Raw genomic sequence first — 17877 nt, 5'->3', positions numbered from 1 at the left:
GATGCCCGCCCGCCCCACCCCCCAGGAGAAGGCGGAGACCCTCGCGTGGCTGCGGCGGATCTCCGGCGACCTGGCGACGGCCACGATCAAACGGCTCGAAGAGTCGCTGCCGTGGTACGCCGACATGCCGCCGGCGCGCCGGTCGGCCGTGGGACTCGTGGCGCAGGCGGGCATCGCCTCGTTCATCCAGTGGTACGAAGATCCGGGGTCGACACCGTGGATCGCGGCCGACATCTTCGCCGCCGCCCCGCGTGAGCTGCTGCGCAGCGTCAGCCTGACCCAGACGCTGCAGCTCATCCGCGTGACGGTGGCTGTCACCGAGGAGCGCGTCGCGGGGCGGGCCGAAGACCTGCGCGAGAGCATTCTGCTCTTCTCCCGCGAGGTGGCGTTCGCGTCGGCCGACGTCTACGCCCGGGCGGCTGAGGCCCGCGGACTGTGGGATGCCCGGCTCGAGGCCCTCGTCGTCGACTCGATCCTGACCGGTGAGGCCGACGAAGAGCTGCCGAGCCGGATCGCCGCGCTCGGCTGGCACGGCCACGGCGAGGTCGCGGTGCTCGTGGGCACGACTCCCCCGCAGTTCGACGTCGACCAGCTGCGCCGCATGGCGCGCAAGATGGGCGTCGACGTACTGATCGGCGTGCAGGGGTCGCGGCTCGTGCTCGTCATCGGTCGCGCCGATGCGCCGGCGGGCGAAGAACCGCGCTCCGAACTGTCGTTCTCCGAGATCGCGACGCGGCTCGAGCCCGGTTTCGGCACCGGGCATCTTGTGCTCGGCCCGACCGTGCCGGCCCTCGTCGACGCCGGCCAGAGCGCCCGTGCGGCGCTCGCCGGTTTCGCCGTCGCGGGAGCATGGCGCGGAGCCCCGCGCCCCGTCGAGGCCGACGACCTGCTGCCCGAGCGGGCGCTCGCGGGCGACACAGCGGCCAAGGCGACGCTCGTCGAGCGGATCTATCGCCCCCTGCAGGCGCATTCCTCCGACCTCGTGACGACGCTCTGGAGCTACCTCGACAACGGCCGGTCGCTCGAGGCGACCGCGCGCGAGCTGTTCGTGCACCCGAACACCGTACGCTACCGCCTCAAGCGCGTCTCGGACGTGATCGGGTGGGATGCCACGGGGCCGCGCGAAGCCCTCATCCTGCAGACGGCGCTCATCATCGGCTCGATCGGCACCGAAGTGACCCGCCGCCGCTCGGGCATGCGCCGCTCCTCCTGATCAGGCGCCCTGATCGCGCGCGGGCGCTTCGGAGTATGTTGTGCATTACGCACAAGGCATCCGGCGTTTCTTGTGACATGACCCCCAGCAGTTCTCGACAGATCTTGGCAGGATAGAGCAGTGATCATCACCGTCTTCCCTGGGCAGGGCGCACAGACCCCCGGGTTCCTCGAACCGTGGCTCGCCGTTCCCGGCGTTCGCGAACGCCTCGAGCGGTACTCCGCCGACAGCGGCGTCGACCTCATCGCAGCGGGCACCGAGTGGGATGCGGACCAGATCCGCGACACCCAGGTCGCCCAGCCGCTGATCGTCGCCGCGAGCCTCGTGTCGTATGCGGCGCTGACGGATGCCGCGGGCGCCGAACCCGACGGCGTCGCCGGTCACTCCGTCGGCGAGATCGCCGCGCTCGTCGCGGCGGGCGTGCTGAGCGATGACGACGGCATGCGCCTCGTGGGGCTCCGCGGACGCGCGATGGCCGAGGCGGCCGCCGCCGCACAGACCGGCATGAGCGCGATCATCGGCGGCGACCGCGACGCCGTGCTGGCGCGCCTCGCCGAGCTCGACCTCACCCCCGCGAACCACAACGGCGCCGGTCAGATCGTCGCCGCCGGCACGCTCGACGCTCTCGCCGCTCTCGCCGAGAGCCCGGTCGCGGGCACCCGCGTGATCCCGCTCCAGGTCGCGGGCGCCTTCCACACCCGGTTCATGGCGCCCGCCGTAGACAGCCTGCGCGCCGCCGCGGCGGGCGTCGAGGCATCCGACCCCGCTCTCGCCCTCTGGTCGAACAGCGACGGCGAGCCGGTCGCCTCGGGCCGCCGGGCGCTCGACCTGCTCGTCGCGCAGGTAGCCTCGCCCGTGCGCTGGGACCTCAGCATGGAATCGTTCGCCGCCCACGAGGTGACGGGCATCATCGAACTCGCTCCGGCCGGCACGCTCGTCGGCCTCGCCAAGCGCGCCCTGCGGGGTGTGCCCACCGTCGCGGTGAAAACCCCCGACGACCTCGCGGCAGCCGCCGCTCTGCTGACAGGAGAAGGCGCGTGAGCACCTCGACCATCCGACCCGCGCTCCACCAGCCCACCGGCCCCGCGCACACCCGCATCTACGCCTATGGCGCCGCGCGCGGCGAGAAGATCGTCCCCAACGACGACCTGGTCGGTCCCATCGACTCGAGCGACGAGTGGATCCGTCAGCGCACCGGCATCGTCACCCGCACGCGGGCCAACGCCGAGACGACGGCGATCGAACTGTCGACGGATGCCGCGGCTGAGGCCATCGCGCGCTCTGGCGTCGACCCCGCCGACATCGACGCGGTCATCGTCGCCACGATCTCGAACCCCAAGCAGACCCCGTCGGTCTCGGCGATCGTCGCCGACCGGGTGGGCGCGAACCCCGCTGCGGCGTACGACGTCAACGCCGCGTGCGCGGGCTTCGCCTACGCCGTCGCGCAGGCCGACGCCCTCATCCGCGGCGGCGCCGCGCACTACGCCGTCGTCGTCGGCGCCGAGAAGCTCAGCGACGTCGTCGACCCGACCGACCGGTCGATCTCGTTCCTCCTCGGCGACGGGGCGGGCGCGGTCGTGATCGGGCCGAGCGACTACGCCGGCATCGGCCCGACGATCTGGGGCTCCGACGGCTCGAAGTCAGACGCCGTCGGCATGAACCACACCCTCGTCGAGTTCCGCGACGGGCTCGCCCCGTGGCCGACGCTCCGGCAAGAAGGCCCGACGGTCTTTCGCTGGGCGGTGTGGGAGATGGTGAAGGTCGCCCGTCAGGCGCTCGAGGCCGCCGGTGTCGAGGCATCCGACCTCGCCGCCTTCGTACCCCACCAGGCCAACATGCGCATCATCGACGAGTTCGCCAAACAGCTCGGCCTGCCCGAGTCGGTCGTCATCGCGCGCGACATCGAGACGACCGGCAACACGTCGGCCGCGTCGATCCCGCTCGCGACGCACCGCCTGCTCGAGGAGCACCCCGAGGTCTCGGGCGGACTCGCCCTGCAGATCGGCTTCGGCGCCGGCCTCGTGTTCGGCGCCCAGGTGATCGTGCTCCCGTGAGCGCGCACCGCCCACACCTAGACTGATCCAGGACCTTCGCCGGTCCGCGTCCTCGGTGACACCCACCGCGATACACCCCGAAAACAAGGAGAATCCCATGGCATTCAGCAACGACGAGGTCCTCGCCGGGCTCGCCGAGCTCATCACCGACGAGACGGGCATCTCGGCCGACGAGGTCGCCCTCGAGAAGTCGTTCACCGACGACCTCGACATCGACTCGATCTCGATGATGACGATCGTCGTCAACGCCGAGGAGAAGTTCGGCGTGACGATCCCCGACGAAGAGGTCAAGAACCTCAAGACCGTCGGCGACGCCGTCACCTTCATCACCACCAACCAGGGCTGACCCGCCGGGCATCACCCTGCCGACCGGCCTGACCGGTGGGGGCATCGCCCCCACCGGAGCACCCCCACATCCTCGTGAGGACACCATGAGCAACCCCCGCATCGTCGTCACCGGCATCGGCGCGTCCAGCCCCATCGGCGGCACCGCCCCCGAGAGCTGGTCGGCGCTGCTGGCCGGCGCCTCCGGCGCGCGCACGCTCGAATACGACTGGGTCGAGCAGTACAACCTGCCGGTCACGTTCGCCGCGCAGGCGGCCGTGCGGCCCGACACCGTGCTGGAGCGCCCCGTCGCCAAGCGCCTCGACCCGTCGTCGCAGTTCGCGCTCGTCGCGGCCCTCGAGGCGTGGGCCGATGCCGGATCGCCTGAGGTCGACCCGGAGCGGCTCGGCGTCGACTTCGCGACCGGCATCGGGGGCCTCTGGACCCTGCTCGACGCGTGGGACATGCTGCGCGAGAAGGGCCCGCGGCGCGTGCTGCCGATGACGGTGCCCATGCTCATGCCGAACGCCGCGGCGGGAAACCTGTCGCTCCACTTCGGCGCCCGCGCCTATGCGCGGACCGTTGCGAGTGCGTGCGCGTCGAGCACCGAGTCGATCGTCAACGCCGTCGAGCACCTGCGCGCGGGCCTCGCCGACGTCGTGATCGCGGGCGGCACCGAATCGGTGATCCACCCCGTCACGATCGCGTCGTTCTCGTCGATGCAGGCGCTGTCCAAGCGCAACGACTCGCCCGAGACCGCCTCGCGACCCGGCAGCATCGACCGCGACGGATTCGTCATGGGCGAGGGCGCCGCCGTGCTGATCCTCGAAACCGAAGAGCACGCCAAGGCGCGCGGCGCGAAGATCTACGCGGCCGTCGTCGGCGGCGGCGTCACGGCCGACTCGTACCACATCACCGCGAACGACCCCGAGGGCTGGGGCGCGGCGCGCGCCGTCAAGATGGCGCTCGAGATGGCGGATGCCTCACCCGACGACGTCACGCACATCAACGCGCACGCGACGTCGACCCCGGTGGGCGACCCGAACGAGTACGTCGCTCTGCACCACGTGTTCGGCGACCGGATCGGCGAGATCCCGGTGTCGGCGACCAAGGCATCCACCGGTCACCTCCTCGGCGGCACCGGTGCGCTCGAGGCGATCTTCACGGTGCTGGCGCTCCGCGACCGCGTCGCGCCGCCGACGATCAACCTCACCGAGCAAGACCCCGCGGTGCCGTTCCTCATCTCGGGCGACCCGCAGCCGCTCGGCGACGGGCCGCAGCTCGCGATCAGCAACTCGTTCGGCTTCGGCGGACACAACGCCGTGGCGGCCTTCGCCTCGGTGTGAGTCCCCTCCCCCGCACGTGACAGGGCCCCTCCGCGAAGCCAGCGGAGGGGCCCTGTTCGGGTGAGGCGGGCGGTACGCGATCCCCATCCCCGGGAAGCCGTCCGAGGTGGGTACGAGCGCTCCCGCGCCGCCTGGTCTGTGTGAAGTTTCTCGTCGTGCGCGTGCGGTGCCGCTCAGCCGACCTTGTGCAGCCAGACGACGGGGGCGTCGTCGCTCGCGTGCCGGAACGGTTCGAGCTCTTCGTCCCACGCGGTACCGAGCGCGACCTGCAGTTCGCGCTGCAGCTCCATCGCGTCGCCCGCGGCGATCTCCATCGCGTAGCGCACGCGGTCTTCGCCGATCACGATGTTGCCGACCGTGTCGGTCTGCGCGAAGTGGATGCCGAGGCCGGGTGTGTGCAGCCACCGACCGCCGTCGCTGCGCGGTGTGGGGTCTTCACTCACCTCGAAGCGCAGGTGCTCCCAGCCGCGGATCGCGGTGGCGAGAGCGGCGCCGGTGCCGGCGGGGCCCTCCCAATAGAACTCCGCACGACGACTGCCGGCGAGCACGGGCTGGTCGGCCCAATCGAAGTTGACGGCACGCCCGAGAGCACGCCCGACCGCCCACTCGAGGTGGGGGCACAACGCTCTCGGCGCCGAGTGAATGTAGATCACTCCGCGCGCCGGTGTCGTCGACGTGACAGATGGGGTCGACGTGGTCGCCATCACGATTCTCCGTTTCTTCAGGTACGTCTTCCCCTACGACCTGGGTGCCGGAGTGTGCGGCGGGATATGCGGTTGTGCGCCCATTATGACCGATGCCACGCGGGAATGACAACCGTGTCATCACGGACGGGAGTAGGGCGGGTGGGACTTGAACCCACGATCGTCGGGTTATGAGCCCGCTGCCTTGACCAGCTTGGCCACCGCCCCCTGCCCGGTGCGACGAATGCGCACCGGCGCCATCGAGTCTACCGAGGCCGCGGATCGTCGCGATCGCGCACGGGCGGCTCGGGCCAGACGCGCGAGACGGCCTGCGTGATCCGCTCGGAGTTCGTGCGCTGCGGACCGGCCTGGTTGTCGCTGCCCCGCACGATGGGGATCTCTTGACTGTGCGAGACCACCTCGGGGTGGTAGCGCGCGAGCTGGAACACTCCGGTGACGGCGAGGGCGCCGGCCGCGGCGAACCCGAAGTACGCCCCCCACGGCGCGTGCTCGGCCTCGCGAAGCACGATGAGCCCGATGAGGACCGCCACAATCGGGTCGATCACGGTGAGGCCGGCGATCACCAGGTCGGGCGGGCCCGAGGCATACGCCGTCTGCACGAAGTAGGCGCCGATGCCGGTGCCGGCGAGCAGGGCCACGACGCAGAGGATCGTCAGCCACTCGAAGTCGCCGCTCTGGATGCGGCTCAGCACGACCTTGGCGAGGGTCGCCACGAAGCCGTACATGATGCCGGCCGCGACGATGTAGAACAGAGCGCCGACCCGGGTGCGCAGCCACAGCCACAGGGCCGTGAGACCGGCCGCGATCACGAGCAGAACGATCAGTATCGTGATGATCTGGCCGTCGGAGATGGGCGTCTCGGTCGCGTAGACCGCGGCGATCGTCACGAAGATGAAGATGCCGCCGATGCACAGCGCGATCGCGGTGATCGAGCGCCGGGTCGGCTTGTGGCCGCTGATGCGCGCGTTCAGCAGCGTCGTGATGACGAGGGAGACGGCCCCGAGAGGCTGCACCAGGATGAGCGGTGCGAAAGACAACGCCGCCAGCTGGCAGACGATCGCGAGCCCCAGCATGACAGTGCCCGACACCCACGAGGGGCGGCGCAGCAGACTCCACATCTGACCGCCGGTGAGGCCCGCGCCGCCGTCGATCTTCGACAGCCGCTCGACCTTCTGCACGCCGCGGTGCTGGTATTGGGCGCCGAACGACATGAACACGGCGCCGAGGAGGGCGAGCGGGATGCCGATGAGGATGCCGGGGTCTTTGAAGACACCGACCAGCTGGTCGGTCACGTCTCCGAGGTCGGCGAAGGCATCCACTCCTCGACACTAACCGGCTGGGCCCCTCGGTAGGCTCAAGGCGTGGCCGTACTTCCGATTCGCATCATGGGCGATCCCGTGCTGCACGCCCCCGCACACCCTGTCGCAGAGATCACCGACGAGATCCGTGAGCTCGTCGCCGACATGTTCGAGACGATGGATGCCGCGCCCGGCGTCGGCCTCGCGGCCCCCCAGGTGGGCGTCGCGCTGCGCATCTACACGTACACGTACCCCGATGACGACGGCACCCCGTGGCGCGGCGTCATCATCAACCCGGAACTGTGGATGGTGCCGCTCGACCCCGGCGCACCCGATCCCGACGATGAGTCGGAGGGGTGTCTGTCGTTCCCCGGTGAACGCTTCGCGCTGCGCCGCTCCGACCGGGTGATCGTCACCGGCACCGACCTCGACGGCGAACCCGTGCGTATCGAGGTCGACGGCTGGCGGGCGCGCATCATGCAGCACGAGTTCGACCACCTCGACGGCACGCTCTACATCGATCGCCTCGACGACGGCGACTGGAAGACCGTGCAGAAGATCGCCCGCAAGCGCGGCTGGGGGCGCCCCGGCGCCTCGTGGACCCCGGGTGTCGATGACCTCGACGCGTGATCCGGTGGCGCTGCTCTCGCCGCGCGGGTTGTGGTCACTTGTGGTGGCATCCACCGGCCCGAGCCCGCCACAACTGGCCACAAGTGGCCAAGCCGCGCGCGTCGGAGCGGCGCGATGAGGGATGCCTCGGGCAACAGGCCCGCCGCCAGCGCGCCCGGCGCACCCGAGCACTCCAGCAGCACGTCGCAGTCCTCGTGACCGGGGCCGGGTTCGACCGCCCCCGCGTGCTCGGTGCGCAGTCCGAGGCGCTCGGCGACGCCGAGGCGGTACTCGGAGATGTCAGAGACGACGACGTCGCTCGCGCCCAGCGCCCGCGCGACCTGCGCCGCGAGGATCCCGACCGGACCCGCACCGACCACGCGGACCCGGTCGCCCGCCTTCAGGCCGGCGCGGTGCGCCGCCCAGATCCCGACCGACAGCGGCTCGCACATCGCGGCCGCCTCCATCGACATCGAATCCGGGATGCCGAACAGGTTGCGCTCGTCGATGACGAGGTTCTGGATCAGCGCGCCGTCGTACGGCGGCGTGGCCAGGAAGCGCAGGTCGGGGCAGAGGTGGTAGTCGCCGGCGTGGCAGTCCGCGCAGTCCCGGCAGGGCGTGCCGGGCTCGATCGCCACGCGGTCGCCGACCTGCACCCGGGTGACCGCCTCGCCCACGGCGACGACCTCGCCGGCCGCTTCGTGGCCGAGGATGATCGGCCCGTCGACGATCTAGTCGCCGATGCGCCCGATGCGGTAGTAAGCGGTGTCCGAACCGCAGACGCCGACGGCGCGCACGCGCACCTCGCGCGGCCCCGGTTCGCGCAACGGCACCTCCTGCACCTCGATGCGCCCGAGTTCGGGCATCACAGCAGCCAGGTTCGACATGTTCACCTCCGGGTCACGGCCGAGTCGCCGTCCTTCTCACGCTAGTGAAGCGCTCGCTTTGCGGGGTGGCTGTGCTCAGATGTGCACCTCGCCGCCCGCCCTCACCCCACCCCACCGCTGTCCACCACCCCACCGGTTTCGAATCGCTCATATTGCTGTGTTTCCGGCCAGAACACAGCAATATGAGCGATTCGAAACCCGGAGGTGGGTGGGTGAGGGCCGGAGGGAAGGCCGGGGACGGGGGCGCGACCGCGGATTGGTATCGTTCAGGGGGACGCCGGGAGGGTCAGTGGTGGAGCAGCCGGAGGACGCGCGCGTGTGGCGCGCGCCGTCGATCGTCGACGTCGCACGTGAGGCCGGGGTCTCGGCGCAGACCGTCTCTCGCGTCGCCAACGGCATGGACATCGTGCGTCCGGTCACCCGCGACAAGGTGCTCGCGGCCATGGACCGGCTCGGCTACCGGCCGAACTCCGCCGCGCGCGCTCTGAAGACCGGCAGGTTCCGCACCCTCGGCGTGATCATGTCCGAGCTCTCCAGCTACGGCAACACCCGAACGCTGGAGGCGTTCGCCAGCGAGGCGTCCAAGGCCGGCTACTCGCTCGCGCTCACCCCGCTGTGGACCATCGCGCAGGCGGGCCTGACCGGCGCGCTCACCCGGATCGCCGACCAGGCGGTCGACGGGCTCATCGTGGTGCTCGAAGAGCATGAGCTGCTGAAGTCCGACCTGAAGCGCATCGCCAAGATCCCCACGGTCGTCGTCACCGCCGGCCGCTCGCATCCCTACGTCGCGATCGACACCGATCAGGCGCAGGGCGCCCGGCTGGCCACCGAGCACCTCCTTTCACTCGGGCACGAGACGGTCTGGCACGTCCGCGGACCCGAGCGCTCGCACGGCGCCAGGGACCGCGCGCAGGCTTGGGCCGACACGCTCCGCGAGCACGGCCGCGTGGTGCCCCCGGTCATGCCGGGTGACTGGAGCCCGGCATCCGGTTACGCGGCGGGGAAGCGACTGGCAGCCGACCCCGCGGTGACGGCGATCTTCGCGTCCAACGACGCGATGGCGCTGGGAGCCATGCGCGCACTGCACGAGGCCGGACGCGACGTCCCCGGCTCGGTCAGCGTCGTCGGCTTCGACGACATGGAGCTCTCCGCCGACTTCCGGCCGCCGCTGACCACGGTGCACCAGTACTTCGACCGTGTCGCCACCGCGGCGGTCGGCATGCTCATCGACCGGATCGAGCACCAGAAGCGCACCACCGCCGATCCGGTGCCCACCGAGCTGATCGTGCGGGCGAGCACCGCGCCGCCCCCGGGATCGGGGACGGCGCGGGTCGGCTGAGCCGGGCTCAGCGGTTCTGGATGCCGCGGAACGCGAACCGGAACTCGAGGTCTCCCGTCGGCAGGAGGTAGCGCTCCAGCGGACGCGAACCCCAGGAGTCGTCGCCGGCGACACCGCGGCGCATCAGCGCCGGCCGCACGATCGTGCGGTGGATGGGAGGCAGCTCGTTGGGATGCAGCGCGCTCTCGATCTCGGCGGGCGTCCAGCTCAGCGCCGAGAACTCCGTCGTCGGATCGCCTTCGAAGCGGAGGCCCGCGCCACGGGCATCCGTCACCTCCGCCCAGCGCACCCCGGTGCGATTACCCGCCTCCTGCGGACGGATGTACGGCGTGAGCATCTCGGGGATGCTCCGGTCGTAGACCCCCAGCCGCGCGCCCGCGCGGCGGTCGACGTAGCACTCCTCCGGCCCCTCGCCGTACCAGCGCACCCGGTCGTAATCGGCGGGCATCGCCAGCATCGTCGCGAACTCGGGCATCTGCGGCAGCCCGTCGGGAACGTGCATCCGCTGGGTGACCTCCACCCGGCCCGAGCCGTCGATGAGGTAGCTCAGGTCGCAGTACGTCGCCGGGTTCGTCGGCAGTTCGTAGCGGTAGCCGATGCGCACTCCCCCGTCGACGTGCTCGATCGAGATGTCCGCCGGCTCGTGGAAGCGGCTCGCGCGACCGTACCTGCTGGCGAGCAGCCACTGGCCCTCTTCGAACGGTCCGCCCCAGCCGCGCTCGTTCGACGTCGGGGCGTGCCAGAAGTTCGGGGTGACGACCCCGGAGAGCAGCTCCCGGCCACCGGTGCGCGTCTCGCCGAAGCGGTACGAGGTCAGCCCGTTGAAGATGCGCGAGAACAGCACGTGGAAACCGGCCCCGTGCACGCCGATGCTCAGCGTGCCCGGGACCACTGTCGGCGGCGTGAGGCACACCCGCGCCGGCGGTGCGCCGAAGCTCAGCACGTGCTCGCCCCAGGCGACCTCGTGGCCGGCCGGCGCCCACGCCGTCCCGGCGCGCAGGTGCAGCGAGACGACGATCGCGTACTCCCCCGGCTTCGCCGGCACCGCGACCGGCAGCGGGTAGGTCTGCATCTCGCGCGGAGCGACGTCGGTGTCGACGACTCCGGTGGCCACAACCCGCCCTTCCCGCGCGATCGTGACGCGGGTCTCATAGGCGGCCGACGAGGTCGACATCAGACGGTTGGTCAAGGTGAACGAGGTGCCCGTGACGTCCAGGACGAAGCCCTGGTAGAGCCGCTTCATCTCCTGTGCCATCGGCTTCGGCGTGTGGTCGGCGAAGAAGATGCCGTTGCCGCTGAAGTCCTGATCGTGCGGCGCCTCGCCGTTGTCGCCGCCGTAGCCGAAGAACTCCCTGCCGTAGCGGTCGCGCATCAGGATCGCCTGATCGGCGAAGTCCCAGATGAAGCCGCCCTGGAACAGCTCGTCGCGGTGGGCCAGTTCGACGTACTCGTCGACCGCGCCGAAGGAGTTGCCCATCGCGTGCGCGTATTCGCACACGATGAACGGCTTGTCGCGGTGCGTGCGCAGGTACTCCTCGATGCCGGCGGCCGGGGTGTACATCTGGCTCGCGATGTCGGTGGTCTGCGGGTAGCGGGGGTCCCAGTGCACGCCCTCGTAGTGCACCGGCCGGTCGTCGGCCGATCGGAACCAGTCGGCCACATCGCGCAGCACGCTGCCGCCGAAGGACTCGTTGCCGCACGACCAGATCACCACGCTGGGGTGGTTCTTGTCGCGCTCGAGCATGCTGCGCGCGCGGTCGAGGGCGGCCTCGCGCCACTGGTCGTGATCGCCGGGGATCGCGGTGTCCAGCGGCTCGTCGAAGTGGTTGATGCGCGCCCAGCGGCCGTGCGTCTCGAGGTTCATCTCGTCGATCACCAGCAGGCCGTATTCGTCGGCGAGCGCGTAGAACGCCGAGTCGTTGGGGTAATGGCTGGTGCGCACCGCGTTGACGTTGTGCGCCTTCAGCATCCGGATGTCGGACTCGGTAAGCTCTCGCGACGGGACCCGTCCGTTCAGCCCGAACTCGTGCCGGTTGATGCCGTTGAAGACGACCCGCGCGCCGTTGAGACGGAGCACGCCGTCCTCGATGGCGAAGCGCCGGATGCCGACGCGCTGCGGAACCACCTCGGTGAGCCGCCCGTCGGCGTCGCGCACCTCGACGACGAGGTCGTAGAGGTGCGGATGCTCGGGGCTCCACAGCCGCGGGTCGTCGAACCGCACCGTGAACGCGCCGTCGGCGCCCTGCGCGAGTTCGCCGACGCCGTCGAGGCGGGCGGCGATCGTCCCCGCCGCGCCTTCCAGCGCGACCTGCAGGCGGACCTCGGCGGATGCCAGATCATCGGCGACCACGGTGGTCACGCGGATGTCCTGGGCGTGCACGGCAGGGCGGCGGTAGAGCGTCACGTCGCGGAAGATGCCCGAGAACCGGAAGAAGTCCTGGTCCTCCAGCCACGAGCCCGCACTGTAGGTGAACACCTGCGCCACGATCCGGTTCTCGCCCTCGACCAGCGCGGGGGTGAGATCGAACTCCGACGGCGTGAAGCTGTCGGTCGCGTAGCCGATGTACCGGCCGTTCAGCCACAGCGCGATCGCGCTCTCCGCACCGTGGAAGGTCACGCTCAGCCGCTCTGCCGGTGCGAGCGGTCGGTCGAGCGTGAAGGTGCGCACGTAGCATCCGATCGGGTTGTCGCGCTCGGGGACCTGCCCCGGCTCGATGTCCTCCTGACCGTCCCACGCGTACCCGACGTTGACGTACTGCGGCCGGTCGTACCCCTCCAGCTGCAGGTGCGAGGGCACCGGGATGTCATCCCACCCCGAGACGTCGCGCGACGGGTCGGCGAGATCGGCCGGCACCTGCCCCTGGTTGCGGGCGCAGAAGAACTTCCACAGGCCGTTCAGCGACTGCTCGAACGAGCTCGTCCCGTCGCGCGCCTCGTCGAGGTCGGCGAACCAGCGGTGATCGGAATGTGCGGGCATCCGGTTCTCGGAGACGAACGTCGGGTCGGCGATGCGATCGATGTCGAAAGCGGGATGGAATGTCACTTGATGGCTCCGGTGATCCCCTGTGCGAACGCGCGCTGCAGGATGAGGAAGACGAAGATGGTCGGAAGGGATGTCAGCAGCACGGCGAGCATGAGCACGCCGTAGTCGGTGACGTACCCGGCGGTGAGGTTGGCGATGAGCATGGGCATCGTCTGGACGGCGTTGTCGAGCAGGATCACGCGCGGCCAGAGGAAGTTGTTCCACGACGCCATGAACGTGATGACCGCGGCGGCCGCGAAGGTGGACTTCATCGTCGGCACGTAGATGCGCCAGAAGATGGCGAGCTCCTTCAGGCCGTCGATGCGGGCCGCCTCGATGATCTCGTACGGGAACGAGCGCGACGCCTGCCGGAACAGCAGGATCAGCAGCGGCGTGGAGATGGAGGGGATGATCACCGCCAGCAGCGAGTTGACCATGCCCACCTCTGCGAACATGCGGAACAGCGGGATCATGATCGCCGCGAACGGGATCATCATCGCCAGCATCAGGACCGCCATCACGACGTCCTTGCCCCGCGAGTGATAGATCTCGAACGCGTAGCCGGCGATGCTGCAGACGATCAGCGCCAGCACGGTGGTGCCCACGGCGATCAGGAACGAGCTGATCATCGCCGCGCTGATGTCCTGCTGGGAGGTCAGCGCCACCAGGTTGTCGATGAGGTGCCCGCCCGGGGTCATCCGCGAGCCGAGCACGTCACGGGTGGAGTTGGTCGACGAGACCAGCATGAAGTACAGCGGGAAGACCGAGAACAGGGCGAACACCGTCAGGAAGGCGTAGCCCGGCACGCGCCGCCATGCGAAGCGCCTGCTTCGGAGCCGTGTCTTCGCGGCCGCGTCCGGCAGGAGGCTAGTCACGCTTGTCACCCACCTTCATCTGGATGATCGCGAGCACCGCGACCATGATCAGGATCACGTACGAGATCGCCGAGGCGTAGCCGACGTTGGGGTTCTTCAGGAACGCCAGCTCGTAGAGGTAGTGCGACATCGACATCGAGCTGTACGCCGGGCCACCCTTGGTCAGCGCCCAGGACTCGTCGAACAGCTGCAGGGTGCCGTTGATCGACATGATCGCGGTGAGCACGATCATCGGGCGCAGCTGCGGCACGGTGACGAACCAGAACGTCTTGAAGGCGCCGGCACCGTCGATGCGCGCGGCCTCGAGGGTGGACTGGTCGACGTTCTGGAGTGCGGCGAGGAAGAAGATCATGTTGTAGCCGGTCCACCGCCACAGCAGGCCGATGACGATGACGATCCGCGCCGTCCAGGGCTCGCCGAGCCAGTTGAGCGGGTCGTGCATGAGGCCGAGCCCCATCAGCACGTCGTTGACCAGCCCGTCGGTGGCGAACATGGTGCGGAACACCAGCGAGTACGACACCAGCGATACGGCGCACGGCAGGAAGATCATGGTGCGCCAGAGGCCCTTCGCCCGCAGCTTCGGGTCGTTGAGCAGGTTGGCGAGCACCATCGCCAGGATCAGCATGATCGGCACCTGCACGACCAGGTAGAACACGGTGTTGAACATGGTCAGCTGGAAGATGTCGTCCTCCAGCAGCCGGCCGAAGTTCATCCACAGCGGCTCGGCCCAGTCCAGCCGCGATCCTCGGCCCGTCTGCAGGGCGAGGACGAACGCCTGGATCATCGGCACGAAGCTCAGCAGCGTGATCAGAAGGGCTGCCGGGAGCAGGAACCCCCATCCGGTGAGGTTCAGGCGCCGTGCGGTGTGCAGCCACGGGCCACGCGGGGTGAAGTCCGGCGGAGGGGTGCTCCGCCGCTGACGGCGCGGTTTGTCGGCCGTCACGATCGCCTGGGCTGCCATGATCAGTTCATCGCGAACTCGACGTTGGCCTGGGCCTCGTCGAGTGCCTCGTCGATGCCGGTGCCGGCGAGGATCTTGGTCATCGCGGCGCTGACCGCGTCACGGCCCTCGTAGTAGTAGACGCCGGTGTTGTTGCTCGGCACCTGGGCGCCGAACTCGACGACCTGCTGGAAGATCGGCTGACCGCCGAAGAACTCGCTGGGCTGCGCGTAGACGCTGCTGTCACCCGCGGGGATCCAGTTGGCCACGGCGCCGGACTTGGGCAGGATCGTGTCGTAGAAGTCGGTGGAGCCGGCGAAGGTGGATGCCAGGAAGTCGGCGGCCAGCTCGGCGTCGCCGGTCGAGCTGATCGCCCACGACGAGCCGCCGTTGGCGGAGTAGTTCGTGGCGCCGGGCACGCCGTCGAGCTTGGGCAGGTCGGTGATGGCCCACTTGCCTGCCTGGTCGTCGGCGGTCTGGATCGAGCCGGTGATCCAGACGCCGTTGATCGTGCCGGCGACCGAGCCGTTCACGAAGGTGCTGATGTACTCGTCCCAGGAGTTGACCTCGACGAGAACGCCCGATTCGACCAGCTCGGTGTACACCTCGATGGCGTCGACGAGCTCGTCGTTGCCGGCGATGGTGGGCTGGCCGTCGGCGTCGAACAGGCTGGCGCCCGCCGACTGCAGGATCATCATCAGGATGTCGGAGGAGCCGGCGACGCCGGACAGCAGCGGCTTGCCGGTCTTGGCCAGCACGTCCTCGGCCTTGGTGAGGTACTCGTCCCAGGTGATGCCGGTGAAGTCGTCGACGGTGTAACCGGCCTCGGCCAGCACGTCGGTGCGCAGCGCGTTGATCGCGGTGCCGGAGTCGAAGGGCACGCCGTACTGGTCGCCGTCGATCTGCGAGTACGCGGTGACGCCGTCGGGGAACTGCGAGAAGTCGATCTCGGAGCCCGAGTAGTCGCTGAAAAGGTCGGGGTAGTTGATGACGTTCTTCTGGAAGGCGTTGTTCTGCATCAGGAAGATGTCTGGCAGCTGTTCGAACTGCTGCGACTGGGCGATGGTGGTGAGCTTGGCCTGCAGGTCGTCCCAGGGGGTCTCGATGATCTCGAGCTCGAACTCGGGGTGATCGGCCTGGTACACCTTCTCGGCCTCTTCCATCGCGTAGATGTTGAACGCCGGATCCCAGGCCCAGACGGTCAGCTTCTGGTCGTCGTCGGAACTGCTGCCGGCGCCTGCGCTGCCGCATGCGGTCAGTGCGAGCAGGGGAAGGGTGACTGCGGCAGCCGTCGCCGCAAGTCGTGTCATGCGCTTCATCGAAGCATGTCCTCTCGTTGGATCGGGATGGCCGCGGAACGGGATCTCGGGCCCGCCGGGACGGTCGTCGTCACCGGCTGTGCTAGAAATGATCACGTAAACATTTTGCGGTGAGCAAGAGGCGTTATCGGATTGTAATCAATTTCGCAGGTACCATGCCGAGCACATACCCGGTGTCATCCAGATTCTGTGCGCGGGAGCGCGTACCAACACGTAGGCGTTGCACGCCTCCCCCGGCCAAACCACCGATTTCGGGGTTTTTGGTGAGTAAAAGGTGAGTTGAGCCGCGTCTACGGATTCGGTCGTACATGGGAGAAGGCGCCCCATCCCTTGAAAACATTGGGATGTGGCGCCTTCTGTTGGCTCCCCGGCTTGGACTCGAACCAAGAACCTGCCGGTTAACAGCCGGCTGCTCTGCCAATTGAGCTACCGAGGATCAGTCACCCGCGAGCGGGCAACCCGTCCATATTAGCAAAGTCGGAGGGGTGCTCGTGACGCGCCCCACCCCGCGTGTCGCTCACGACGCGATCCGCGCACCCTCGTCGGGAGTCCACAGCACATCGGCGGTGCCATGGCCGAATCCGACCGGGCGCCCCGCGCGCAGCACGAGCACATCGGCATCGAGGTCGCGGACCGTCTCGGCGTCGTTCGTGACCACGAAGATCGCCATCCCGTCCTCGTCGCGACGGCGCAGCAGCGCATCGCGCGCGGCCTTGCGCACCTCCAGATCGAGGTTCGCGTAGGGGTCGTCCCCGACGAACAGCCGCGGGTTCAGCACGAGCGCCCGCGCCAGGGCGACTCGCTGCCGCATGCCCGAGCTGAGCTCGTACGGGTACTTCGCGGCGGCACCGAGCGGCAGCTGCAGCTCGTCGAGGAGACCCGCGACCCGCAACGCTAGGGCGCGCTCGTTGACACGTCGATCCCGGGAGGTCACGGGCTCGCCGATCACCTCGCCGACGGTCAGCCTCGCCGGCAACTCACCGCCGGCGCCCTGCGAGAGATAGCCCGTGAGGTACGTGCGGACGCGCTGCTTTCGCCCCCGCGCGCGCACCGGGATGCCCTCGACCGCAGCGGATCCGCCGACGACCGCCAGACCGGGCTCGTCGGCGCCGGCGAGCAGTGCGGCGAGACTCGACTTGCCGGCGCCCGTCGGTCCCATGATCGCGAGCGCGCGGCCGGCAGCGAGCCGGAGCGTCACGCCCTCGACGACACGCGTTCCGCCACGCGCGACCGACAGGTCGTCGCACTGGACGGCGAACTCGCTCGAGGCGCGGCGCTGCATGGCTTTCATCCTGCCCGCTCGGCGTCCGCTTCGCCAGCCGGACCCCCGACCGAGCCCGTCGACCGGCGCCGCCGCGCCGGCCGGGACCGGCTCGCGCATCGGGGGCGCCGAGCGCTCACAGCCCTTCGGCGAGCGAGCGGCGCCGGGCATCCAGGTCGCGCAGCGCGACCCGCACCGCGCGCCCCTCCTCTGACTCGGCGGGGAGGCGCTGGATCGCTCCGAGGAGCTCGGTCTTCTCCCGGTCGAGGGCGCGAATGCGCAGGCGCTGCGCGAGGGCCCGCGTCGAGGCGGTCGCCTCCTCCTCGGTGAGCGCCGGGAACGCCGCGGTGAGCAGCTCCACCCCGAGGGAACGGTACGGCTCGCGCACCGATTCGACGGCCGTGGAGGCCCAGCCGATGCGTGTGCGGTCGGGCTGCCCCTGGATGCTCTGGCGCACCGCGTCGAGCGACGGCACCTGCATCGGCAGCGCGAGCGCCGCGTCGAGGTCTGCCGCGTCGATCAGATGCCCGTACTGGAGCACCCCCATGAGCGCGTCGCGCTCGAGCGCCGCGTCGGCTGTGCGCGGCAGCGCGGCGATCGTCGCACGGATCTCGGGGGCGGCCTCGCCCGAGCCTCCGTCCGCGGACGCCGCACCGTGCGCGGACGTTCCCGCGCCGGGCGCGGCT

At 69.7% G+C, this 17877-nt stretch carries 16 protein-coding genes, 2 tRNA genes and 1 pseudogene; 7 read left to right on the top strand and 12 right to left on the bottom strand.

The genetic code is table 11. The annotated features are described in order from the left end of the window. The first annotated feature begins 1 nt into the window (after position 1). The 5 genes from G3N18_RS08435 (at position 2) to G3N18_RS08415 (ending at position 4937) form a co-directional block, all read left to right on the top strand. The gene (locus tag G3N18_RS08435) at positions 2–1213 is read left to right on the top strand and encodes a PucR family transcriptional regulator (protein WP_196383847.1); all 1212 of its coding nucleotides are present in this window, start codon (positions 2–4) and stop codon (positions 1211–1213) included. A gap of 120 nt (positions 1214–1333) precedes the next feature. After that, positions 1334–2254 carry an ACP S-malonyltransferase gene (locus G3N18_RS08430; RefSeq protein WP_196383846.1) on the top strand — a complete coding sequence of 307 codons (921 nt, stop codon included), beginning with the start codon at positions 1334–1336 and terminating at the stop codon, positions 2252–2254. Positions 2255–2265: 11 nt separating this feature from the next. Continuing rightward, on the top strand, positions 2266–3267 hold the full coding sequence (locus G3N18_RS08425; RefSeq protein WP_196383863.1) for a beta-ketoacyl-ACP synthase III: 1002 nt from the start codon (positions 2266–2268) through the stop codon (positions 3265–3267). Between the two features lie 97 nt (positions 3268–3364). Beyond that, positions 3365–3613, top strand: coding sequence for an acyl carrier protein (locus G3N18_RS08420; protein ID WP_141379469.1), 249 nt, complete (start codon positions 3365–3367; stop codon positions 3611–3613). A gap of 85 nt (positions 3614–3698) precedes the next feature. Beyond that, complete coding sequence (locus G3N18_RS08415; protein ID WP_196383845.1) at positions 3699–4937, top strand: beta-ketoacyl-[acyl-carrier-protein] synthase family protein; 1239 nt, start codon at positions 3699–3701, stop codon at positions 4935–4937. Positions 4938–5110: 173 nt separating this feature from the next. Here G3N18_RS08415 and G3N18_RS08410 read toward each other — a convergent pair whose 3' ends face one another. The 3 genes from G3N18_RS08410 to G3N18_RS08400 form a co-directional block, all read right to left on the bottom strand. Further along, positions 5111–5641 carry a DUF3145 domain-containing protein gene (locus G3N18_RS08410; RefSeq protein ID WP_196383844.1) on the bottom strand — a complete coding sequence of 177 codons (531 nt, stop codon included), beginning with the start codon at positions 5639–5641 and terminating at the stop codon, positions 5111–5113. A 133-nt stretch (positions 5642–5774) separates the two neighbouring features. After that, a tRNA-Ile gene (locus tag G3N18_RS08405) sits at positions 5775–5848 on the bottom strand. 38 nt (positions 5849–5886) lie between these two features. Continuing rightward, positions 5887–6960 (bottom strand): DMT family transporter, encoded by a 1074-nt coding sequence (locus G3N18_RS08400; protein ID WP_196383843.1) that lies wholly within the window; start codon positions 6958–6960, stop codon positions 5887–5889. 42 nt (positions 6961–7002) lie between these two features. Here G3N18_RS08400 and def point away from each other — a divergent pair, with 42 nt between their 5' ends. After that, entirely contained in the window at positions 7003–7569 is a 567-nt protein-coding gene (gene def / locus G3N18_RS08395) for a peptide deformylase (protein ID WP_196383842.1), read from the top strand. Here def and G3N18_RS15860 read toward each other — a convergent pair. Further along, positions 7452–8261 (bottom strand): alcohol dehydrogenase catalytic domain-containing protein, encoded by an 810-nt coding sequence (locus tag G3N18_RS15860; protein WP_338038410.1) that lies wholly within the window; start codon positions 8259–8261, stop codon positions 7452–7454. The genes def and G3N18_RS15860 overlap by 118 nt on opposite strands. Before the next feature lie 18 nt (positions 8262–8279). Next, entirely contained in the window at positions 8280–8435 is a 156-nt protein-coding gene (locus tag G3N18_RS08385; protein WP_196383841.1) for a hypothetical protein, read from the bottom strand. Positions 8436–8727: 292 nt separating this feature from the next. Between G3N18_RS08385 and G3N18_RS08380 the strand changes: the two genes are divergently transcribed. Next, a complete protein-coding gene (locus G3N18_RS08380; RefSeq protein ID WP_338038405.1) occupies positions 8728–9774 on the top strand; it encodes a LacI family DNA-binding transcriptional regulator in 1047 nt (348 codons plus the stop codon). Positions 9775–9781: 7 nt separating this feature from the next. On the opposite strand, the gene lacZ is transcribed toward G3N18_RS08380, so the two are convergent. The 7 genes and pseudogenes from lacZ to G3N18_RS08345 form a co-directional block, all read right to left on the bottom strand. Next, positions 9782–12817, bottom strand: coding sequence for a beta-galactosidase, LacZ type (gene lacZ, locus G3N18_RS08375; protein WP_338038404.1), 3036 nt, complete (start codon positions 12815–12817; stop codon positions 9782–9784). Further along, positions 12814–13602, bottom strand: coding sequence for a carbohydrate ABC transporter permease (locus tag G3N18_RS08370; RefSeq protein ID WP_338038402.1), 789 nt, complete (start codon positions 13600–13602; stop codon positions 12814–12816). Before G3N18_RS08370 ends, lacZ begins: the two co-directional genes overlap by 4 nt. 61 nt (positions 13603–13663) lie before the next feature. Beyond that, positions 13664–14632: a carbohydrate ABC transporter permease gene (locus G3N18_RS08365; RefSeq protein WP_196383839.1), complete on the bottom strand. Its 969-nt coding sequence runs from the start codon at positions 14630–14632 to the stop codon at positions 13664–13666. 2 nt (positions 14633–14634) lie between these two features. Then, on the bottom strand, positions 14635–15921 hold the full coding sequence (locus G3N18_RS08360; protein WP_230404036.1) for an ABC transporter substrate-binding protein: 1287 nt from the start codon (positions 15919–15921) through the stop codon (positions 14635–14637). A gap of 369 nt (positions 15922–16290) precedes the next feature. Beyond that, positions 16291–16366: transfer RNA gene (locus G3N18_RS08355), tRNA-Asn, on the bottom strand. Between the two features lie 81 nt (positions 16367–16447). Further along, positions 16448–17212: an ATP-binding cassette domain-containing protein gene (locus tag G3N18_RS08350; protein ID WP_196383837.1), complete on the bottom strand. Its 765-nt coding sequence runs from the start codon at positions 17210–17212 to the stop codon at positions 16448–16450. 115 nt (positions 17213–17327) lie between these two features. Beyond that, positions 17328–17877: pseudogene (locus G3N18_RS08345) on the bottom strand (DNA primase); the annotation flags it as partial.

It is taken from the genome of Microbacterium paulum, from assembly GCF_015707995.1.
GTDB lineage: Bacteria > Actinomycetota > Actinomycetes > Actinomycetales > Microbacteriaceae > Microbacterium > Microbacterium paulum.
The sequence above is the reverse complement of the archived record's forward strand: the minus strand, read 5'-3'. Positions and strand labels throughout refer to the sequence as shown.